27 protein-coding genes are annotated in these 19,676 nt (G+C 44.1%); 24 read left to right on the top strand and 3 right to left on the bottom strand.

Translation table 11 applies throughout. The annotated features are described in order from the left end of the window. Positions 1-21: 21 nt before the first annotated feature. Positions 22-402: a rhodanese-like domain-containing protein gene (locus NSQ16_RS12295; RefSeq protein ID WP_004398485.1), complete on the bottom strand. Its 381-nt coding sequence runs from the start codon at positions 400-402 to the stop codon at positions 22-24. 190 nt (positions 403-592) lie between these two features. Here NSQ16_RS12295 and lipM point away from each other — a divergent pair, with 190 nt between their 5' ends. From lipM to NSQ16_RS12280, 3 genes are all read left to right on the top strand, one after another. Further along, a complete protein-coding gene (gene lipM, locus NSQ16_RS12290) occupies positions 593-1,429 on the top strand; it encodes an octanoyltransferase LipM (protein ID WP_014664579.1) in 837 nt (278 codons plus the stop codon). Positions 1,430-1,528: 99 nt separating this feature from the next. Next, complete coding sequence (gene mntR / locus NSQ16_RS12285; protein ID WP_003236923.1) at positions 1,529-1,957, top strand: transcriptional regulator MntR; 429 nt, start codon at positions 1,529-1,531, stop codon at positions 1,955-1,957. A gap of 125 nt (positions 1,958-2,082) precedes the next feature. Beyond that, entirely contained in the window at positions 2,083-2,958 is an 876-nt protein-coding gene (locus NSQ16_RS12280) for a patatin-like phospholipase family protein (RefSeq protein WP_085186484.1), read from the top strand. On the opposite strand, the gene NSQ16_RS12275 is transcribed toward NSQ16_RS12280, so the two are convergent. Further along, positions 2,955-3,350, bottom strand: a complete 396-nt coding sequence (locus NSQ16_RS12275) for an SA1362 family protein (RefSeq protein WP_160221677.1) — start codon at positions 3,348-3,350, stop codon at positions 2,955-2,957. The two genes, NSQ16_RS12280 and NSQ16_RS12275, sit on opposite strands and share 4 nt — an antisense overlap. 39 nt (positions 3,351-3,389) lie before the next feature. Then, positions 3,390-4,346, bottom strand: coding sequence for a DUF1385 domain-containing protein (locus NSQ16_RS12270; protein ID WP_327837071.1), 957 nt, complete (start codon positions 4,344-4,346; stop codon positions 3,390-3,392). A gap of 226 nt (positions 4,347-4,572) precedes the next feature. Between NSQ16_RS12270 and NSQ16_RS12265 the strand changes: the two genes are divergently transcribed. The 21 genes from NSQ16_RS12265 to NSQ16_RS12165 all read left to right on the top strand — a co-directional run bounded on the left by NSQ16_RS12265 (position 4,573) and on the right by NSQ16_RS12165 (position 19,608). Further along, entirely contained in the window at positions 4,573-5,109 is a 537-nt protein-coding gene (locus tag NSQ16_RS12265) for a YqhR family membrane protein (RefSeq protein ID WP_160221675.1), read from the top strand. A gap of 86 nt (positions 5,110-5,195) precedes the next feature. Continuing rightward, positions 5,196-5,642 carry a type II 3-dehydroquinate dehydratase gene (gene aroQ / locus NSQ16_RS12260; RefSeq protein WP_003230223.1) on the top strand — a complete coding sequence of 149 codons (447 nt, stop codon included), beginning with the start codon at positions 5,196-5,198 and terminating at the stop codon, positions 5,640-5,642. Continuing rightward, positions 5,639-6,700 carry an aminopeptidase PapA gene (gene papA / locus NSQ16_RS12255; RefSeq protein ID WP_327837067.1) on the top strand — a complete coding sequence of 354 codons (1,062 nt, stop codon included), beginning with the start codon at positions 5,639-5,641 and terminating at the stop codon, positions 6,698-6,700. The genes aroQ and papA overlap by 4 nt, the downstream gene beginning before the upstream one ends. Before the next feature lie 24 nt (positions 6,701-6,724). Then, complete coding sequence (gene efp, locus NSQ16_RS12250; RefSeq protein WP_003226377.1) at positions 6,725-7,282, top strand: elongation factor P; 558 nt, start codon at positions 6,725-6,727, stop codon at positions 7,280-7,282. A 144-nt stretch (positions 7,283-7,426) separates the two neighbouring features. Next, on the top strand, positions 7,427-7,708 hold the full coding sequence (locus tag NSQ16_RS12245) for a YqhV family protein (protein ID WP_004398639.1): 282 nt from the start codon (positions 7,427-7,429) through the stop codon (positions 7,706-7,708). A gap of 75 nt (positions 7,709-7,783) precedes the next feature. After that, entirely contained in the window at positions 7,784-8,707 is a 924-nt protein-coding gene (gene spoIIIAA / locus NSQ16_RS12240) for a stage III sporulation protein AA (protein WP_043857806.1), read from the top strand. Further along, positions 8,701-9,216 (top strand): stage III sporulation protein SpoIIIAB, encoded by a 516-nt coding sequence (spoIIIAB, locus tag NSQ16_RS12235; RefSeq protein WP_327837065.1) that lies wholly within the window; start codon positions 8,701-8,703, stop codon positions 9,214-9,216. The genes spoIIIAA and spoIIIAB overlap by 7 nt, the downstream gene beginning before the upstream one ends. A gap of 22 nt (positions 9,217-9,238) precedes the next feature. After that, positions 9,239-9,445, top strand: a complete 207-nt coding sequence (spoIIIAC, locus tag NSQ16_RS12230) for a stage III sporulation protein AC (RefSeq protein ID WP_003153142.1) — start codon at positions 9,239-9,241, stop codon at positions 9,443-9,445. A 6-nt stretch (positions 9,446-9,451) separates the two neighbouring features. Next, positions 9,452-9,853, top strand: a complete 402-nt coding sequence (gene spoIIIAD, locus NSQ16_RS12225; RefSeq protein WP_003230228.1) for a stage III sporulation protein AD — start codon at positions 9,452-9,454, stop codon at positions 9,851-9,853. Between the two features lie 18 nt (positions 9,854-9,871). Further along, the gene (spoIIIAE, locus tag NSQ16_RS12220) at positions 9,872-11,071 is read left to right on the top strand and encodes a stage III sporulation protein AE (protein ID WP_003230230.1); all 1,200 of its coding nucleotides are present in this window, start codon (positions 9,872-9,874) and stop codon (positions 11,069-11,071) included. 13 nt (positions 11,072-11,084) lie between these two features. After that, complete coding sequence (spoIIIAF, locus tag NSQ16_RS12215; RefSeq protein ID WP_015251730.1) at positions 11,085-11,705, top strand: stage III sporulation protein AF; 621 nt, start codon at positions 11,085-11,087, stop codon at positions 11,703-11,705. Next, positions 11,698-12,387 (top strand): stage III sporulation protein AG, encoded by a 690-nt coding sequence (gene spoIIIAG, locus NSQ16_RS12210; protein ID WP_014477307.1) that lies wholly within the window; start codon positions 11,698-11,700, stop codon positions 12,385-12,387. Before spoIIIAF ends, spoIIIAG begins: the two co-directional genes overlap by 8 nt. Further along, complete coding sequence (gene spoIIIAH / locus NSQ16_RS12205; protein ID WP_041334928.1) at positions 12,388-13,044, top strand: stage III sporulation ratchet engulfment protein SpoIIIAH; 657 nt, start codon at positions 12,388-12,390, stop codon at positions 13,042-13,044. It abuts the gene before it with no gap. Positions 13,045-13,199: 155 nt separating this feature from the next. Continuing rightward, the gene (gene accB / locus NSQ16_RS12200) at positions 13,200-13,679 is read left to right on the top strand and encodes an acetyl-CoA carboxylase biotin carboxyl carrier protein (RefSeq protein ID WP_076458104.1); all 480 of its coding nucleotides are present in this window, start codon (positions 13,200-13,202) and stop codon (positions 13,677-13,679) included. 11 nt (positions 13,680-13,690) lie between these two features. Further along, positions 13,691-15,043 carry an acetyl-CoA carboxylase biotin carboxylase subunit gene (gene accC, locus NSQ16_RS12195; RefSeq protein ID WP_327837060.1) on the top strand — a complete coding sequence of 451 codons (1,353 nt, stop codon included), beginning with the start codon at positions 13,691-13,693 and terminating at the stop codon, positions 15,041-15,043. 20 nt (positions 15,044-15,063) lie between these two features. Continuing rightward, the gene (gene yqhY / locus NSQ16_RS12190; protein ID WP_003230254.1) at positions 15,064-15,471 is read left to right on the top strand and encodes a fatty acid biosynthesis protein YqhY; all 408 of its coding nucleotides are present in this window, start codon (positions 15,064-15,066) and stop codon (positions 15,469-15,471) included. 263 nt (positions 15,472-15,734) lie between these two features. Continuing rightward, a complete protein-coding gene (gene nusB, locus NSQ16_RS12185; RefSeq protein WP_003230256.1) occupies positions 15,735-16,130 on the top strand; it encodes a transcription antitermination factor NusB in 396 nt (131 codons plus the stop codon). 11 nt (positions 16,131-16,141) lie between these two features. After that, a complete protein-coding gene (folD, locus tag NSQ16_RS12180) occupies positions 16,142-16,993 on the top strand; it encodes a bifunctional methylenetetrahydrofolate dehydrogenase/methenyltetrahydrofolate cyclohydrolase FolD (RefSeq protein ID WP_327837058.1) in 852 nt (283 codons plus the stop codon). A gap of 137 nt (positions 16,994-17,130) precedes the next feature. Beyond that, complete coding sequence (gene xseA, locus NSQ16_RS12175) at positions 17,131-18,477, top strand: exodeoxyribonuclease VII large subunit (protein WP_015251733.1); 1,347 nt, start codon at positions 17,131-17,133, stop codon at positions 18,475-18,477. Continuing rightward, positions 18,474-18,728: an exodeoxyribonuclease VII small subunit gene (locus tag NSQ16_RS12170; RefSeq protein WP_003226409.1), complete on the top strand. Its 255-nt coding sequence runs from the start codon at positions 18,474-18,476 to the stop codon at positions 18,726-18,728. The genes xseA and NSQ16_RS12170 overlap by 4 nt, the downstream gene beginning before the upstream one ends. Then, positions 18,718-19,608: a polyprenyl synthetase family protein gene (locus NSQ16_RS12165; protein ID WP_003230262.1), complete on the top strand. Its 891-nt coding sequence runs from the start codon at positions 18,718-18,720 to the stop codon at positions 19,606-19,608. The genes NSQ16_RS12170 and NSQ16_RS12165 overlap by 11 nt, the downstream gene beginning before the upstream one ends. The last annotated feature ends 68 nt before the right edge of the window (positions 19,609-19,676 follow it).

Below are 19,676 nucleotides of genomic sequence, written 5' to 3'. Positions count from 1 at the left end.
TCTACCAGACAGCTGTTTGCTTTATTTCTTCGCTTTAATCTTTCCGCCCCATTTTTTAAAGCCGCCTTTTAGGTTGTAAATCTCAGTGCAGCCGTTTTTGCGCAGGGTTTGTGCCGCGCGTCCGCTGCGGACACTGTTTTGGCAGTACAGGTAAACAGGCTTGTCCGTACGGATCTCATTTTTTCTCTGTTTCAGCTGGGAAAGCGGGATGTTGCGGGCGCCTAAAATATGTCCGCCCTCAAACTCATTTGGCTCACGAACATCAATAAGCTGCGCTTTGCGGTAACCCGCGCGGAATTCTTCTTCGGTAAGTGTTTTCATAATTCGCTGCTGATAGACATATGAAGCAATCATATAGATGATAAATGCAGCAAAAATAATCAAAACGATCATATTAGACAATGTGATTCTACTCCTTTAGCATATAAAATCAAAACCCTGCTTCATAAAACAAGGTCATAGAGCCGTTTTCGACAAATACTATTATAGTAAAGCACAGCGTGATTGTCATCTATAATGGAACTAAAATATTTTTCATTTTCCCGACAGTTTGATAAACTGATTCTATTAAAACGGTAAGGAAGGTCTTAAAATGCAAAAAGAAACTTGGCGGTTTATAGACTCAGGCAATGCAAGTCCTGCATTCAATATGGCGCTTGATGAAGCGCTTTTATATTGGCACAGCGAAAAGAAAATCCCCCCAGTTATCCGTTTTTACGGCTGGAATCCGGCGACACTTTCTGTAGGGTATTTTCAAAATATTAAAAAGGAAATCAATTTTGAAGCAGTACATAAATATAATCTCGGATTCGTCAGACGCCCGACCGGCGGGAGAGGTGTGCTGCACGATCAGGAACTGACATACAGCGTAATTGTTTCGGAAGAGCACCCCGAGATGCCGGCAACTGTTACTGAGGCTTACCGGGTTATTTCAGAAGGCATACTTCAAGGCTTTAGAAATCTCGGTCTGGACGCTTACTTTGCCATCCCGAGAACTGAAAAAGAAAAAGAAAGCTTAAAAAATCCGCGGTCATCTGTTTGTTTTGACGCGCCTTCATGGTATGAGCTAGTGGTTGAGGGGCGCAAGGTGGCGGGAAGCGCGCAAACGAGACAAAAAGGCGTGATTCTTCAGCATGGCTCCATTCTGCTTGATTTGGATGAGGATAAGCTGTTCGATCTGTTCTTATATCCGAGTGAAAGAGTAAGAGAACGGATGCAGCGCAATTTCAAAAATAAAGCGGTTGCCATTAATGAACTCACTGAAAAGCGGGTGACGATGGATGAGGCTCGTAAAGCCTTTAAAGAAGGATTTGAAACAGGTCTTAACATTCATTTGGAGCCATATGAACTTTCTCAGGAAGAGCTTGATTTTGTTCATCACTTGGCTGAAACAAAGTACGCTTCAGATGAATGGAATTATAAGCGGTAAACAGGGCTTTTGACCCGCGGAGCATCCTTGTTTTTTCAAGTTCATTAGTGTAAACTTGTAATGGTTTATAAAGTTAAGGTGCTTTTTGGGAGGGTTTCGATGACAACACCAAGTATGGAAGATTATATTGAACAGATTTATATGCTGATTGAAGAAAAAGGATATGCACGAGTTTCCGATATCGCGGAAGCATTGGCAGTCCATCCCTCCTCTGTAACAAAAATGGTTCAAAAACTAGATAAAGACGAATATTTAATTTATGAAAAATATCGCGGTCTCGTGTTAACGTCTAAAGGGAAAAAAATAGGCAAACGGCTGGTATACAGACATGAATTGCTTGAGCAGTTTTTAAGAATCATTGGTGTTGATGAAGAGAAAATATATAACGATGTCGAAGGAATCGAACATCATTTAAGCTGGAACAGCATTGATCGCATCGGGGATCTTGTTCAATATTTTGAAGAAGATGATGCCCGTAAAAAAGATCTGAAATCAATCCAAAAGAAAACAGAACATCATAATCAGTAAAAAGGCGGTCTCGAAGGAGGCCGTCTTTTTTGATACGCTGACGCCGCCCGTCATTCATTGGTCTATTTCTTCGCGTGTTTTCTTAAAATGGTAATAAACGATCGGATGGAGGGGGAGGGAATGAAATGTATATTGACGGTGTGTTTTCCGGTGGAGGAGTAAAAGGCATTGCGCTTGCAGGCGCTTATGAAGCGCTTGAGGAAAAAGGCTTCCGCTTTAAAAGGGTTGCGGGTACAAGCGCGGGCGCCATTATTGCCGCTTTCATTGCGTCAGGTTACACCAGTAAGGAAATCCACGCGTTAATTGAAGAAGTGGACGGAGAGAAATTGCTGGATCAGAGGTACTCATTTCTCCCCTTAAAGATGCTCCAGTGGGTGTCCATCTACTGGCGTCTTGGCTTATACAAAGGCGATACGATAGAAAAATGGATTGCTGATCTGTTAAGAGCGAAAGGCATAAGGGTTTTCGGCGATTTGCAGAAAGGGTCTCTGCGCCTTATTGCTTCTGATCTGACAAACGGCACCATGATTGTTTTGCCGGACGATTTGGCCCGTTACGGGTTAAATCCAGATATGTTCCCGGTTGCCAGAGCGGTCAGAATGAGCTGCAGCATTCCGTATTTCTTTGAACCGATAAAATTAAAAACGGACACAGGCACCGCCACGGTTGTCGACGGAGGCGTGTTAAGCAATTTCCCCATCTGGCTGTTTTCAAAGGAAAGAAAGCGCCCTGTGATCGGTGTCACGCTTGCGCCACGTGAAAGAGAGCGTCCGAAAAAAAATATCCGCAACGCTTTTGAACTGTTCGGCGCCCTGTTTGAAACGATGAAGGATGCCCATGACGCAAGGCACATTGCGTCACGCTATGAACAAAATATCATTTTTCTTCCTGTCGATGACGTAATGGCCACTGATTTTCATTTAACACAACAAAAAAAACTAGCCCTGATTGAGCTAGGTAAAAGACGGACAGAGCTGTTTTTAAAGCAGTGGACCTATTAAAAAAGCGCTCTGTTTTTCTTTTTATTTTTTTTTCCTTCTATCACAGTCAGCTGAGTCTGGCTTTTTTTCTTGAGAATCATCGGCTTAGGCTTGCTGGCGCTCGGAACGCTTCGCAGGTGGCTGACACGTCCCTTATGCCCGGCGCGGTGTTTTGCTTTTTGTTCTTTCATCCGGCGCCGTGATTGTTTCGCCGCTTTTTTGAAGGCTGCTCCTTCGCTGCCCGTATTTCGATTCATTACATATTTCACAGTAAAATAAATAATGATACCTGCCACGATGACGGTTACCGCCATTTTTGCCATTTCTCCGGGATTGGTTACCAGCACATAGAGGAAACCGAACGCTCCCAGCGCAATTAATACAGCAATAATAGGTTGTACACGATGATTCATAACTGTCCACCTCCGAAAGTAATAGCAGGGCAACGGATTTTAGATGACGTTGTGAGAAGGCTTCTGATTTTGCTCAGACAATGCTTCGAGTCTGAGAAGTTCGTTAAAGCTTTCGATGGCAACTTCAACCTGTTCATCCTTAGGTTCCTTTGTGGTTAACAGCTGAAGCCAAAGTCCCGGGTACCCAAGTAATTTCAGACCGGGAATGTCACGCACTTTGTTTGTCAGCTGCAGAACTTCAAAGGATATACCAAGCACGACCGGTATCAGTGCGACACGATCTATAACACGCAGCCAAAGCGGATCTGTCGGAACGAGTAAATAAACAAACATGCCGACAATAATCGTAAATAAAATAAAGCTTGATCCGCAGCGGTAATGAAGCCGAGATTGGTTTTGGACATTCTCCACAGTAATTGGAAAATTCTGTTCATAACAGTTTATGACTTTATGTTCGGCTCCATGATATTGAAACACTCTTTTAATAAGCGGTGTCATGGACAAAAAATAGATGTAACCGAGCAGCAAAATCAACTTAAACAGGCTTTCAACCGCGATTTGCGCCGTGTCCGAGGAAAAAATCGGCCTTGTCAGTTCAGCTAAGAAAACTGGAACCAATGTAAATACGAATTTACTGAACAAAAATGATAGGACGCCTATAACTGCGAGGCTGAGATACATAGACAGCCCGGAGGATTTTTTTTCTTCCTGCTCAAGTGTCTCGTCTTCAGATGGATCGAGCCCGTAACGTTCGCTTGAAAAATTCAAATGCTTTGTGCCGTTTGCACTCGCTTCGATAATGGCCGCGATCCCCCGTAAAAACGGGATCTTTTTCACGATGTTCAGTTTCGGGTTGTGTTTGCGTGGAAGCTTAAAAAAGTCAATGCTTCCATCCGTTCTTCTGATGGCTGTAACGTAATGATGCTTTCCGCCAAACATAACGCCTTCCACAACAGCCTGCCCGCCGTAAGCGGGCGGAACTTTATGTTTTGACATATTATCAACCTGCCTATTTCTTTAGGATTGCTAACCATTTCCTTTCACTCTATTGTACAGGAAACAGCGCTAAACCTCTAGATTGACAGGCTGAAAAAATTGCCATAGCCTTGCTTTTTCTACATGCATTATACCCGGTATTTTCAAATTTTACTCGCAGTTGTCAAAAAGTGTGAGCTTTTTTATTGACATTTCATTTTTTGGGCACACTTTAACTGGAGGTGCCATGATGACAAGCGAAAAAGATACAGAACAAAATAAAGAATTGAATGAGAAGCAAAAGCCGCCTGTTTCAATGGCCGGCAGGGTCGCGGCAACAGGTTTTTGCGGAGGCGTACTTTGGAGTTTCGTTGCTTATATCGCATATTTGTTTCATTTTTCCGAAATCAGCCCGAATATGATATTGCAGCCGTTTGTACTCGGAGAGTGGAAAAAACATGGGCTGGGAACGGTAATCAGCATCATTTTGATTGGAGTAATTTCAATTGGCGCAGCATTTCTTTATTTTCTTCTATTGAAACGTTTAAAAACAATGTGGCCGGGTATTTTATACGGCTTGGTGCTTTGGCTGCTCGTGTTTTTTGTTTTTAATCCGATTTTTCCAGATGTGCGCACGGTGACCGAACTGACATCAGATACAATTATTACGACCATTTGCATTTATTTACTTTACGGGCTGTTTGTTGGGTATTCCATTTCATTTGAATACAATGAGCTGAATTCGGAAAAGCTTGCACGTGCGCTGGGAATGCATAGAGAATAGTGTATAATCCTTTTCCAGTATGATAAAATGTTCACGAGAAGTGAACATTTTTTACATGAGAAACCCTCGCGAAAAGGAGAGATTATGTGCCTCATTTTTTGATTTTGAACGGACCGAATGTTAACCGGCTTGGGAGTCGTGAGCCTGAAGTATTCGGCCGCCAGACACTGACCGATATTGAAACAGATCTTTTTCAGTTTGCTGAAGCCTTACATATCCAGCTCACTTTCTTCCAGTCTAATCACGAAGGTGATTTGATAGATGCGATACATGAGGCTGAGGAGCAATACAGCGGGATTGTTCTGAACCCCGGCGCCCTGAGTCATTACAGCTATGCGATCAGGGATGCTGTTTCAAGCATCAGTCTTCCTGTGGTAGAGGTGCATTTATCAAACTTATACGCCAGGGAAGAATTCAGGCATCAGTCGGTTATCGCTCCTGTTGCGAAAGGGCAGATTGTCGGTCTTGGAGCTGAAGGCTACAAGCTTGCTGTTCGCTACTTATTAAGCCAGCAAGGGGGAGAATCAAGATGAAGCTAGAGAAATTAAGAAACCTGTTTGGACAGCTGGGAATTGACGGCATGCTGATTACAAGCAGCACGAATGTACGCTATATGACAGGGTTTACAGGTTCGGCGGGTTTGGCTGTTATATCGGGTGACAAAGCAGCGTTTATTACGGATTTTCGTTATACTGAGCAGGCGAAGGTTCAGGTAAAGGGTTTTGAGATCATTGAACATGGCGGCAGCTTGATTCAGACCACTGCCGACACTGTTGAATCGTTTGGCATCAAGCGTCTCGGCTTTGAACAGAACAGCATGACATATGGCACTTACGCTTCATACAGCGCCGTTATCAGTGATGCCGAATTAGTGCCTGTGGCTGAATCCGTGGAAAAGTTGCGCTTGATTAAGTCTAGTGAAGAGATTAAGATATTAGAGGAAGCTGCGAAGATTGCAGATGATGCCTTCAGACATATCTTGACGTTTATGAAACCCGGCATTTCTGAAATCGCTGTTGCCAATGAGCTGGAGTTTTATATGAGAAGCCAGGGAGCAGACAGCTCTTCTTTTGATATGATTGTCGCCTCAGGCCTTCGTTCAAGCCTTCCGCACGGTGTGGCCAGTGACAAACTGATTGAAAGCGGAGACCTTGTTACGCTTGATTTTGGCGCTTATTATAAAGGATATTGTTCTGATATTACCCGGACGGTCGCTGTAGGTCAGCCCAGTGATCAATTGAAGGATATCTATCAGGTTGTATTTGATGCTCAGGCGCTTGGCGTCGCACATATTAAGCCGGGAATGACAGGAAAAGAGGCTGACGCCCTCACAAGGGATCATATTGCTGCAAAAGGCTACGGTGACTATTTCGGCCATTCAACCGGGCACGGGCTCGGCATGGAAGTTCATGAATCGCCGGGATTATCCGTCAGATCTTCAGCTATCCTTGAACCGGGTATGGTGGTCACAGTGGAGCCGGGCATTTACATACCAGAAACAGGCGGTGTCCGCATTGAAGATGACATCGTGATTACAGAAAACGGCAACCGGACAATCACCCATTCCCCAAAAGAACTTATTATTTTGTGATTGGAATATAGGAGGACATTAAACATGATTTCAGTTAACGATTTCCGTACAGGATTAACAATTGAAGTAGATGGCGGCATTTGGCGCGTCGTTGACTTCCAGCACGTAAAACCTGGAAAAGGTGCGGCATTTGTCCGCTCTAAACTCCGCAACCTTCGCACTGGCGCGATTCAGGAAAAAACATTCCGCGCTGGTGAAAAAGTAGCGAAAGCGCAAATCGAAACCAAAACAATGCAATATCTATATGCAAACGGAGATCAGCACGTATTTATGGATACTTCTTCTTATGAGCAGCTTGAACTGAGCGCAACTCAAATCGAAGAAGAATTAAAATACCTGCTAGAAAACATGTCTGTGCATATCATGATGTACCAGGATGAAACACTTGGTATCGAGCTTCCAAACACAGTTGAGCTGAAAGTTGTTGAAACTGAACCTGGTATTAAAGGTGATACAGCGTCAGGCGGTACAAAACCTGCGAAAACTGAAACCGGGCTTGTTGTAAACGTGCCGTTCTTTGTGAATGAAGGCGATACACTTGTTGTCAATACATCAGACGGTTCTTACGTTTCAAGAGCATAGAAAGAAAAAAAGAAGTCTGTTCCCAAATGGGAGCAGGCTTTTTTTGTGCCCAAAAACAGAATCTTTCTTTTATACGAAAATGACAAGACTACTTCAGCAAGCTAGAGCATATCATATAAAAAAATGGGAGGTTGGGAGAGTGCTATGAAATTTTTACTTGGAAATATCAATTCTACTGTTTTAACAATGGCGGGATTACGAGTTTTATCCTCTATGATTGAGCTGACGGCAGCAATTGTCATGCTTGTGACCAACGATGTCCGGAAGGCGGTTGTGGTTAACAGCATTCTCGCTATTGTCGGTCCGTTGATTTTTATCATTACGATGACTGTCGGAATCTACCAAATTGCCGGGCAGCTTTCGTATGCAAAGCTGATTCTGATTTTTACGGGTGTTGTCTTGATTTTGGCGGGTGTTCATAAATAAAGAGAGGCTTGTCATAAAGTCTGCCTCACATCATACATTTTAAAGAAGCCAATCGGTAGAAAGGAGGAGGCTCTGTTGAATGAAATCGCTGAGGTTCTCCCTGAATCCATGAAAAACGCCCTTTCTGAAATACCGGAACAACAATGGCTGGAAATCGAAGAAGTCAGAATTCGGATCAACCGCCCTGTTGAATTGATTCGAAGAGGACAACCTGTTTATTTGTCCTATGCGGGCACGGCCGAGGATGCCCATCTGATCCTGAGCCGGCTCAGCAACTATAGTATGTATACACTTGAAGAAGAGCTGAAGAAAGGGTATGTCACGATCAGAGGCGGCCACAGAGTCGGACTGGCGGGCAGAGTCATTACGGAAAACGGAGGTGTGAAAGGCCTCCGTGACATCGCATCTTTTAATATACGAATTGCCCGGCAAAAGCTGGGGATTGCGGAGCCGCTGCTCCCATATTTATATCAAGACAGCTGGCTGAATACGCTGATTATCGGACCGCCCCAAACCGGCAAAACAACACTTCTCCGGGACCTTGCGAGGCTCTCAAGCACCGGCAAAAAACCCATGCTGCCCGTAAAGACAGGAATCGTCGATGAACGGTCAGAAATTGCCGGATGTCTTCGCGGCATTCCGCAGCATCAATTTGGTCAGAGAATTGACGTGTTAGACGCCTGTCCAAAAGCTGAAGGGCTGATGATGATGATTCGATCCATGAGCCCTGAGGTGATGATTGTCGATGAAATCGGGCGTATGGAAGATACAGATGCACTTCTGGAGGCGCTGCATGCCGGTGTTTCAGTAATCGTATCGGCGCATGGCTGGAGCATATCCGATCTGATGAAGCGGCCTTCATTGAAGCGTTTGTGGGAAGAAAGAGCCTTTGACCGCTATTTGGAATTATCAAGAGCAAAAGGGCCGGGCACAGTGAGCCAAATTTATGACAAAGACGGAAATGTGCTGTCTAGGACGACGGGCGTGAAAACATGCTGAAGCTGCTGGGCGCTGTATTCATTGTGGTAGCGACAACATGGACAGGTTTTGAGATGGCGAAGATTTATACAGAACGGCCGCGGCAAATCCGCCAGCTGCGTGCGGCGCTTCAATCCCTCGAGGCTGAAATCATGTACGGCCATACACCGCTTCATACTGCTTCAATGCAGATTGCCAAACAGCTCGCACAGCCTGTTTCAGCTCTTTTTTCCGCATTCAGTGATCAGCTGGACAAGGGAAGTGATTCCGCGAAAACGGCGTGGGAGCAAAGCTTAAAGAAGGTATGGGACACCCTGTCTTTGAAAAAAAGCGAATACGAAGTGCTGAAGCAGTTTGGCGAGACGCTCGGGATTCATGATCGAATCTCTCAGCAAAAGCACATCAAGCTGGCGCTGACACATTTGGAAGCCTCTGAAGCGGATGCTGAACAGGCGCAAGCGAAAAATGAAAAAATGATAAAAAGTTTGGGCTTTTTAGCGGGCTTGTTACTCATTCTTCTATTGATGTAAACGTGAGGGGAGCAAAAATAAAATGGGAGTAGACGTGAATGTCATATTTCAAATTGCCGGAGTGGGAATCGTGGTCGCTTTTTTACACACGATATTGGATCAGATGGGCAAGAAAGAATACGCTCAGTGGGTGACGCTGTTAGGTTTTATCTATATTTTATTTATGGTCGCCACGATTGTAGATGACCTATTTAAAAAGATAAAAGCTGTGTTTTTATTCCAAGGATAGGGGGGCTTGCAGATTGACATTGTTCAAATTGTAGGTTTAGGGCTGATCGCCACCTTCCTTTCTTTAATTGTAAAAGAACAAAAGCCGACTTTTGCGTTTTTAATCGTCGTTTTTGCCGGATGTGCCATTTTTCTTTATTTGGTAGACCAAATCTACGACATTATTCGAATGATAGAAAAAATTGCGATTAATGCAAATGTCAACATGGTCTATGTTGAAACCATTTTAAAGATTATCGGAATCGCCTATATTGCTGAATTCGGAGCACAGCTCACAAAAGATGCCGGTCAAGGAGCCATCGCCTCGAAAATAGAATTGGCGGGGAAAATTTTAATACTCGTAATGGCTGTGCCTATTTTAACCGTCATTATCGAAACGATTCTCGGACTTATACCTTCTATGTCATAACCGAAAGGAGGCGGTAGATTGAAGCGCTTTCAATGGGTTTTGCTTTTGGCCGTGCTGATCATAGCAGGCCGTGCAGAAATTGTACAAGCAGCTGGTAATGCAGAACAAACGGAAGACCATGCTGAAACAGCCGAGCAATTAGCGGAAAGGACAGCAGCCTCGCTTGAAACAGATAAGATCGGGGAATTTTGGAATGACATTATGACAGAATACGGCGGACTGCTGCCGGAAAGCCAAAAAGGCAGCTTAATGGAGTTTATCAATGGCGATAAATCATTCTCACCGCAAGAATGGCTGAAAGCTCTCTTTTCTTATTTGTTTCATGAAGTGCTTGCCAACGGAAAGCTGCTGGGCACATTGATTTTGCTCACGATTTTTTGCGTCATTCTGCAGCTTTTGCAAAATGCTTTTCAGCAAAGCACCGTCAGTAAGGTCGCTTACTCAATTGTGTACATGGTGCTGATTATCCTTGCGCTTAATAGCTTTCATGTGGCAATTAACTATGCAACTGAGGCGATTCAGACGATGACCAGCTTTATCCTGGCGCTCATTCCGCTCCTCTTGGCGCTTTTGGCTTCCTCAGGCGGAGCTGTATCTGCTGCCTTCTTTCATCCTGTTATCCTCTTCCTGATGAACACGAGCGGTCTCTTGATTCAGAATATCGTCATGCCGCTGATTTTTTTATCAGCGATTCTGAGCATTGTCAGCACGATGACTGAACAATACAAAGTAACACAGCTGGCTAACCTGCTCAGAAATATCGCCATCGGAGCACTGGCTGTTTTTCTTACCATCTTTCTCGGCGTCATCTCTGTTCAGGGAGCCTCAGCTGCAGTGACAGACGGCATTACGCTCAGGACGGCTAAATTTATAACCGGAAATTTTATTCCTGTGCTTGGCCGAATGTTTACAGACGCAACAGATACAGTAATCAGCGCCTCTTTACTGCTGAAAAATACGGTAGGGATTCTCGGTGTCGCTATTTTGATCTGTATCGCGGCATTTCCGGCAATCAAAGTGCTTTCCCTCGCTTTTATTTATAAGCTGGCAGCCGCGATTCTTCAGCCACTAGGAGGAGGGCCCGTCATCACCTGCCTCGACGTCATCAGCAAAAGCGTCATTTATATTTTTGCAGCTCTCGCCATTGTGTCTCTCATGTTTTTTTTAAGCCTTACTGTCATAATCACAGCCGGAAACCTCACGATGATGATGAAATGAAGGAGGCAGGCGAATGAGTTTTTTAACGGAATGGCTTACCACCATCGTGTTGTTTATCCTATTTGCAATTGTGATTGATATGCTGCTGCCGAGCTCCAGCATGCAAAAGTACGCAAAAATGGTAGTCAGCCTGCTCTTGATTGTCGTCATGCTTACGCCGATTTTTAAACTTTTCAAGACAGACCCCGAAATCATCTTTGAATATCTCACAAAAAACGGGCAGTCAGAGTCTGCCGACATAAAAAATCAAATCAATTCAAAAAAAATAGAAATACAAGCTTCCCAGCGCGCATATATTCTAGAAGAAATGGCTGTCCAACTAAAAAAGAAAGCGGAGGAGAGATTCAGTCATGATGAATATAAAGTAGGCCGCATCAAACTCACGGCAGGAGAAAAGGTAGATTCAGAAGAGGATATTAAAACAATCAGCGTGTATATGGCCCCGTCTTCTGAAAAAACGGTCCAAACGGTCGCGCCGGTCCACATTGATACAGATCATGCATACGTAACGAAAGAAGCAGCCGAACAAAAAGAAGCCAAACAGATAAAAACGCAGCTCGCGGACATTTGGGAAATCGGAAGTGAGAAAATTACGGTTCATATGGAAGGCGGGGAGAGTGTCGGCAATGAATAAAAACGGATTATGGAATGTATTGAAAAAGCAGTTTCTTCCGGGACAAACGAAGGACGGCGAAAAGCCGAAGCTGACCAAATATCATTACTTTCTATTCGTTTTTGTTCTCGGAGTTTCCTTTATGCTTGTCAGCCAGCTGTTTTCTTCACCTGAGAAAACAGAAAACGCCAAAACGATAACGGCCGTATCATCGCAACATTCCGCAGACAGCAAAGAGAAAACAGCCGAAGTGTTTAAAGCCTCAAAATCTGATAAACCTAAAGACTCGATCGATGACTATGAAAAAGAGTACGAAAATCAGCTGAAAGAAATTCTTGAAACAATCATTGGTGTGGACGATGTCTCGGTTGTCGTGAATGTAGATGCAACGTCGCTGAAAGTATACGAAAAAAACAAATCAAACAAAAATACAACCACTGAAGAAACTGACAAAGAAGGCGGAACAAGAAGCGTTACAGACCAAACATCGGAGGAAGAAATCGTCATGATCAAAAACGGCGATAAAGAAACACCTGTCGTCGTCCAAACGAAAAAACCTGATATACGCGGTGTACTCGTTGTTGCTCAAGGAGTGGACAACGTTCAAATAAAACAAACCATTATCGAAGCGGTGACACGGGTCCTGGATGTTCCAAGCCACCGGGTTGCGGTTGCCCCTAAAAAAATAAAGGAGGATTCATAAATGCTTAAAAAACAAACCGTTTGGCTATTAACAATGCTCAGTCTTGTCGTGGTGTTAAGCGTCTACTATATCATGTCGCCGGAAAGCAAAAACGCCGTGCAGATGCAAAGTGAAAAAAGCTCGTCTGACAGCGGAGAGGTCGCAACTGAAAAAGCGCCTGCCAAGCAAGACACGAAGGAAAAAAGCGGTACAGAAACTGAAAAAGGAAAAGAAGATGGAACAAAGGGAACGAAAGATTCATCAGCAGACAAGGAAACATCCGCTGAAGCCAGTGAAAAAGGAACTGTTGTTACGGAAACAGCCGATGATGATTTGTTTACAACGTACCGTCTTGATTTAGAAGATGCCAGAAGCAAAGAAAGAGAAGAGCTGAATGCCATTGTGTCAAGCGATGATGCAACAGCCAAGGAGAAAAGCGAAGCATACGATAAAATGACGGCTCTCAGTGAAGTGGAAGGAACAGAAAAACAGCTGGAAACGCTGATTAAAACACAAGGTTACGAGGATGCGCTTGTTAATGCTGAAGGAGATAAAATCAATATTACAGTCAAATCAGACAAACACTCCAAATCGAAGGCGACAGCCATTATAGACCTTGTGGCAAAAGAAATTAAAACAATGAAAGATGTCGCTGTCACATTTGAACCATCCAAGTAAGAAAGAGGAAAAAGAAGTCCGCTAAACAAGCGGGCTTTTTGCGTTGCTGTCATATTAGAGTTGAATTCAAAAGTCCGCTCCTGTAAGATGAACATAGTATGTACTTTTAGTAGTAACCTATAAAAAAGAAATTTCATACATAGGAGTGCGATTGAATGTTAAATATCAAAGAAATCCACGAGCTGATTAAAGCAATTGACGAGTCTACAATTGACGAATTCGTATATGAAAATGAAGGTGTATCCTTAAAACTGAAAAAACACGAAGCAGGCACGGTTCAAGTCATGCAGCAGGCACCGGCAGCACCTGTACAAGCACAGGCTCCGCAGGCAGTTCAGACCCAAGCGCAACAAGCAGCGGCACCTGCCCAAGAAGCACCAAAGCAAGATGAGAATCTGCATAAAATCACTTCACCAATGGTAGGAACATTTTATGCTTCTTCATCACCGGAAGCTGGCCCGTATGTAACAGCCGGTTCAAAAGTAAATGAAAACACAGTTGTCTGCATTGTAGAAGCGATGAAGCTTTTCAACGAAATCGAAGCAGAAGTGAAAGGCGAAATCGTTGAAGTATTAGTAGAAAACGGCCAGCTGGTCGAATACGGACAACCTCTATTTCTTGTAAAAGCGGAGTAAGGAGACTTAACATGATTAAAAAGCTATTGATCGCCAACAGAGGAGAAATTGCTGTCAGAATCATCAGAGCCTGCAGAGAGCTCGGAATTGAGACTGTCGCTGTTTATTCAGAAGCTGATAAAGATGCCCTTCATGTTCAAATGGCCGATGAAGCTTTTTGTATCGGACCGAAAGCATCAAAAGACAGCTATTTAAACGTTACAAATATTGTGAGTGTTGCAAAGCTGACTGGCACGGACGCCATTCATCCGGGATACGGATTTTTAGCTGAAAATGCTGATTTCGCTGAATTATGTGAAGAAGTGAATGTCACGTTTGTCGGCCCGAGCGCTGACGCCATTTCAAAAATGGGAACAAAAGACGTTGCGCGGGAAACGATGAAACAGGCCGGCGTGCCAATCGTACCGGGTTCACAGGGAATTATAGAAAATGTGGAAGCAGCGGTTTCGCTTGCTAATGAAATTGGGTATCCTGTAATTATAAAAGCCACCGCAGGCGGAGGCGGAAAAGGAATTAGGGTTGCCCGCACTGAAGAGGAACTGATTAATGGCATTAAGATTACACAGCAGGAAGCGGCAACTGCATTTGGAAATCCAGGTGTATACATCGAAAAATACATAGAAGATTTTCGCCACGTTGAGATCCAAGTGCTTGCTGATAACTACGGAAATACGATCCATTTGGGCGAACGCGACTGCTCGATCCAAAGACGCCTGCAAAAGCTTTTGGAAGAATCACCATCTCCTGCCCTTGATTCAGAAATCAGGGAGCAAATGGGAGATGCAGCGGTAAAGGCTGCAAAAGCGGTTGGCTATACAGGTGCTGGAACAGTTGAATTTATCTATGACTACAATGAACAGCGCTATTACTTCATGGAAATGAACACGAGAATTCAGGTAGAGCACCCAGTCACAGAAATGGTGACGGGAACTGACCTGATCAAGGAACAAATCAAAGTGGCATCAGGAATGGAACTGAGCCTCAAGCAAGAAGATGTTGAATTTGAAGGCTGGGCCATCGAATGCCGAATCAACGCAGAAAACCCAAGTAAAAATTTCATGCCGTCACCTGGTGAAATTAAAATGTACCTGCCTCCTGGCGGTCTTGGTGTCCGTGTCGATTCAGCTGCGTACCCTGGCTATTCCATCCCACCGTACTATGACAGCATGATTGCAAAGGTAATCACATACGGAAAAACGAGGGATGAAGCGATTGCCCGCATGAAGCGCGCATTGAGCGAATTCGTCATCGAAGGCATTGAGACAACAATCCCTTTCCATTTAAAACTGCTTGAACACGAAACATTTGTGAGCGGAGAGTTTAATACGAAATTTTTAGAAACATATGATGTAATGGGCTCATAATTTTTACGGAGGTGAATTGAATGAAAGACAACAGCTTGCTTAAAATGGATCACGAAGATACGCATTTGGGTAAGGTTGAGATTGCACCGGAGGTCATTGAGGTCATTGCCGGCATTGCAGCATCAGAAGTTGATGGGGTTGCCGAAATGCGCGGAAACTTTGCGACAGGCGTCGTCGAGCGCTTTGGCAAAGTGAATCATGGCAAAGGTGTCAAAGTCGACCTGGCGGATGACGGAATTACGATCGATGTATACTGTGTCGTTACATTTGGCGTTTCGATTCCGAAAGTTGCAGCATCCGTTCAGGAAAACATTCGTCAAACCTTATTAAATATGACGTCTCTTTCGATTAACGAGATCAATATTCACATCGTCGGCATTCAATTTGACACAAAAGCCCAAGAAGTCCAAATCGACGAAGAAATGTAAATGGCTTAACACGAAACCAAGGGGAGGGCGGCCCTTTGGTTTTTTTACACGTTACCCTTTATTTCAAAGCATGAAGAAAGCCGGCTTACATAGCCGAGTTTCTTCATGAACGTGAAATCCGAATAATCATATTAAGGTGTGTGAAAATATTCGGCAATAGGGTAAAAAAACCTTGATTTCAATATGCGGATACGAAAAAAATATGTTATGATCTCTTTGTGGCTTAACGACAAGCGGATAAAGAGGATCAAAGGAGAAAGAAAATGAAAAGAAGAACAGCAAGAGAAAAAGCTTTGCAGGCACTATTTCAAATTGATGTCAGCGATATTGCAGTGAATGAAGCCATAGAACACGCACTGGATGAAGAAAAAACAGATCCTTTCTTTGAACAGCTTGTACACGGGGTATTGGAACACCAAGACCAGCTGGATGAAATGATCTCCAAGCATCTGGTGAATTGGAAGCTCGATCGGATTGCCAATGTTGACCGTGCGATTTTGCGCCTGGCAGCATATGAAATGGCATATGCCGAAGACATTCCGGTGAATGTCTCCATGAACGAAGCGATTGAGCTGGCAAAACGGTTTGGTGATGACAAAGCGACAAAGTTTGTAAACGGGGTTCTTTCTAACATTAAATCTGATATTGAACAATCATAGGAGGAAAGAAAATGACTGCAACAATCATCGACGGAAAAGAAACGGCTAGAGAAAAACGCGAACAATTGGCAAAAGAGGTAGAAGAGCTTAAAAAGCAAGGCGTCACTCCCGGGCTGGCGGTTATTTTGATTGGAGATGATCCTGCTTCTCACTCTTACGTGCGAGGAAAGAAAAAAGCGGCAGAAACAATGGGAATGAATTTCAAGCTCGATCAATTTGACAGCAGCCTCACAGAAGCTGAACTGCTTTCCATTATTGATCAATATAACCAAGACCCTGAGTTTCATGGCATTCTCGTTCAGCTTCCGCTCCCAGACCATATTTCTGAAAAAGCGGTGATCAAACGTATCTCCCCTGATAAAGATGTAGACGGTTTTCATCCGTTAAACGTAGGGAAAATGCTGCTTGGCGAAGATACGTTTCTTCCTTGCACGCCTCATGGAATTGTTGAGCTTTTGAAGAAAACCAATATTGACCTTTCCGGTAAAGAGGTTGTTGTAGTCGGCCGAAGCAACATTGTCGGCAAACCTGTCGGCCAGCTTTTATTAAATGAAAACGCGACGGTTACTTACTGTCATTCAAGAACAGAAAATATTACTGAACATACGAAAAAAGCGGACATCCTGGTGGTGGCAGTCGGTAGAGCCAACTTCATCAGTGCAGACCAGATCAAAGAGGGCGCTGTTGTCATTGACGTCGGCGTTAACCGTCTGGAAAACGGAAAGCTTTGCGGAGACGTTGAATTTGAAGGGGCAAAGGAAAAAGCGTCCTTCATCACGCCGGTTCCGGGCGGAGTAGGTCCGATGACCATCACGATGCTTGCGCATAATACTGTTAAATCTGCGAAACGTACGTTATCATAGATAATTGGAGATATTCACAGGCGAAATGTTTGCCCGCCTTGAATATGAGCACGATACCCGCTTCTTCAGGCTCCTAAAGCCAGGGCGGGTTTTCTTTAGTTATGGTGCAGGAATGCTTAGGAGAGGAGTTTTTAGACATGGGTGAAGCAGCGTATGTGACCGTCTCAGCGCTGACAAAGTATATAAAACGAAAATTCGATGTAGATCCTCACCTTGAAAATATTTGGATTAAAGGCGAATTGTCGAATGTAAAGATACACACACGAGGGCATATTTATTTCACTTTAAAAGACGAGAACGCAAGAATGCAGTCGGTGATGTTCGCGAGACAAAGCGAGCGTCTGCCTTTTAAACCTGAAAACGGAATGAAAGTGCTGGTCAGAGGCGGAATTTCCGTATATGAACCGAGCGGAAACTATCAATTATATGCCAAAGAAATGCAGCCTGACGGGGTTGGAGCGCTTTATTTAGCGTACGAAGAATTAAAAAAGAAGCTTGCCGGAGAAGGTTTATTTGACGACCGCTACAAAAAACAAATCCCCGCATTTCCAGCCACAATCGGGGTTGTGACATCTCCAACGGGTGCCGCTGTCAGAGACGTTATTACAACTCTAAAAAGAAGATATCCCCTTGTAAAAGTCATTGTTCTTCCAGCGCTCGTACAAGGTGAAAATGCGAGCAGATCCATCGTTACGCGCATTGAAGAGGCAAATGAAAAAGAGATTTGCGACGTATTAATTGTCGGGAGAGGCGGCGGTTCGATAGAAGAACTGTGGGCATTCAATGAAGAAATTGTAGCACGCGCCATCTTTGCTTCCAATATTCCGATTATATCGGCAGTCGGACATGAGACGGACTTTACGATCAGTGATTTTGTCGCCGATATCAGAGCCGCGACGCCGACAGGAGCAGCTGAGATTGCTGTGCCTCATACCACTGATTTAATCGAACGGACAAAAACAGCGGAAGTCAGAATGACAAGAGCGATGCAGCAGCATCTCGGCCAGAAAAAAGAACGGATTCAAACGTTGCAATCGTCCTATGCCTTTCGTTTTCCAAAGCGTTTGTATGCGCAAAAAGAGCAGCAGTTTGACCTCGCGTACCAGCAGTTTCAAGCACAGCTGACCGCTCTTTTAGATCGGAAAAGCAGACAGCTGGAGCGTGAAACGTACAGATTAGAGGCACTGCATCCTCATGAACAGCTGAAACAAGCGAGAACACGATACCAGGAACAAACAAATCAGCTGAGAAAAAATATGAATATCCAAATGAAGCAGCTGCATTCCCAATTTCAAACCGTTCTTGGCAAGCTGAATGCACTAAGTCCTCTTCAAGTGATGGAGAGAGGATACAGCTTGGCTTATAAAGAAGATAAACTCATTAAAAGTGTCAGTCAGATAGAAGAGCAGGACCGGCTTGAAGTCAAGCTGAAGGATGGCGTGCTGACCTGTGAAGTATTAGAAAAGAGAGGGGAAGAAAAATGACAGACGTGAAAAAAAATGAAAACATGACATTTGAAGAAGCGATGAAAGGGCTTGAGAGCATTGTATCAAAGCTTGAAGAGGGAGATGTGCCTCTAGAGCAAGCCATTAACTATTTCCAAGAAGGCATGGCTCTGTCAAAAATGTGCCATGAAAAGCTGCAAAAAGTCGAAAAGCAAATGGACTTCATTTTAAAAGAAGACGGCGAACTGGCACCTTTCAGTGTTCAGGAGGAAGACGAAGGTGACAAATAAATTAACGAGCTTTCTGGCGGACCGGAAAAAAACAATTGAAAATCAGCTTTCTGTCTATACAGAAAAGCTTGATATGCCGGACTCATTAAAGAAGTCTATGCTGTATTCTCTACAGGCCGGCGGAAAGCGGTTGCGGCCTCTGATTGTACTGGCTGTTTTAAATGCATATGGAAAAAGCGAAAAAGACGGCATTCCGGTGGGCTGTGCTGTCGAAATGATTCACACGTATTCGTTAATTCATGATGATCTTCCATGCATGGATGATGACGATTTACGCCGCGGGAAGCCGACAAACCATAAAGTGTTTGGTGAAGCGACGGCAGTATTAGCGGGTGACGGGCTGCTCACAGAAAGCTTTAAGCTGATTACCTCCCACGTGTCAGACGAGGTGTCAGCAGAAAAGCGCCTGCGCCTTGTGAATGAACTGATTTCAGCGGCAGGCACCGAAGGCATGGTCGGTGGGCAAGTAGCTGATATGGAAGCGGAAAACCGACAAGTCACGCTTGAAGAGCTCGAATCCATTCATGAACGGAAAACTGCCAAGCTCCTTGGCTTTTGTGTAATCGCCGGTGCTATTTTGGCTGATGCGCCTGAGGAAGACATTGAAACACTGCGTACCTTCAGCAGCCACATTGGAATCGGATTTCAAATCAGAGACGATATTTTAGATTTAGAAGGCAGTGAAGAGAAAATCGGCAAACGTGTCGGCTCAGATACCACAAATGACAAATCGACATACCCGTCGCTTCTTTCATTGGAAGGGGCCAAACATAAATTGGATGTTCATATAAAAGAGGCGAAGCGATTGATCGGCGGACTCTCTCTTCAAAAAGACCTTTTATATGAGCTTTGTGATTTAATTGCGGCAAGAGATCACTAAAACGATCCTAATTTGAAGCGGCTGCACGAGATATGGTAAAATGTAAGCAGTTTATATGAAAAATGAAA

The sequence above is a fragment of the Bacillus sp. PS108 genome (genome assembly GCF_037963335.1).
Taxonomy (GTDB): Bacteria; Bacillota; Bacilli; order Bacillales; family Bacillaceae; genus Bacillus; species Bacillus subtilis.
The sequence above is the reverse complement of the archived record's forward strand: the minus strand, read 5'-3'. Positions and strand labels throughout refer to the sequence as shown.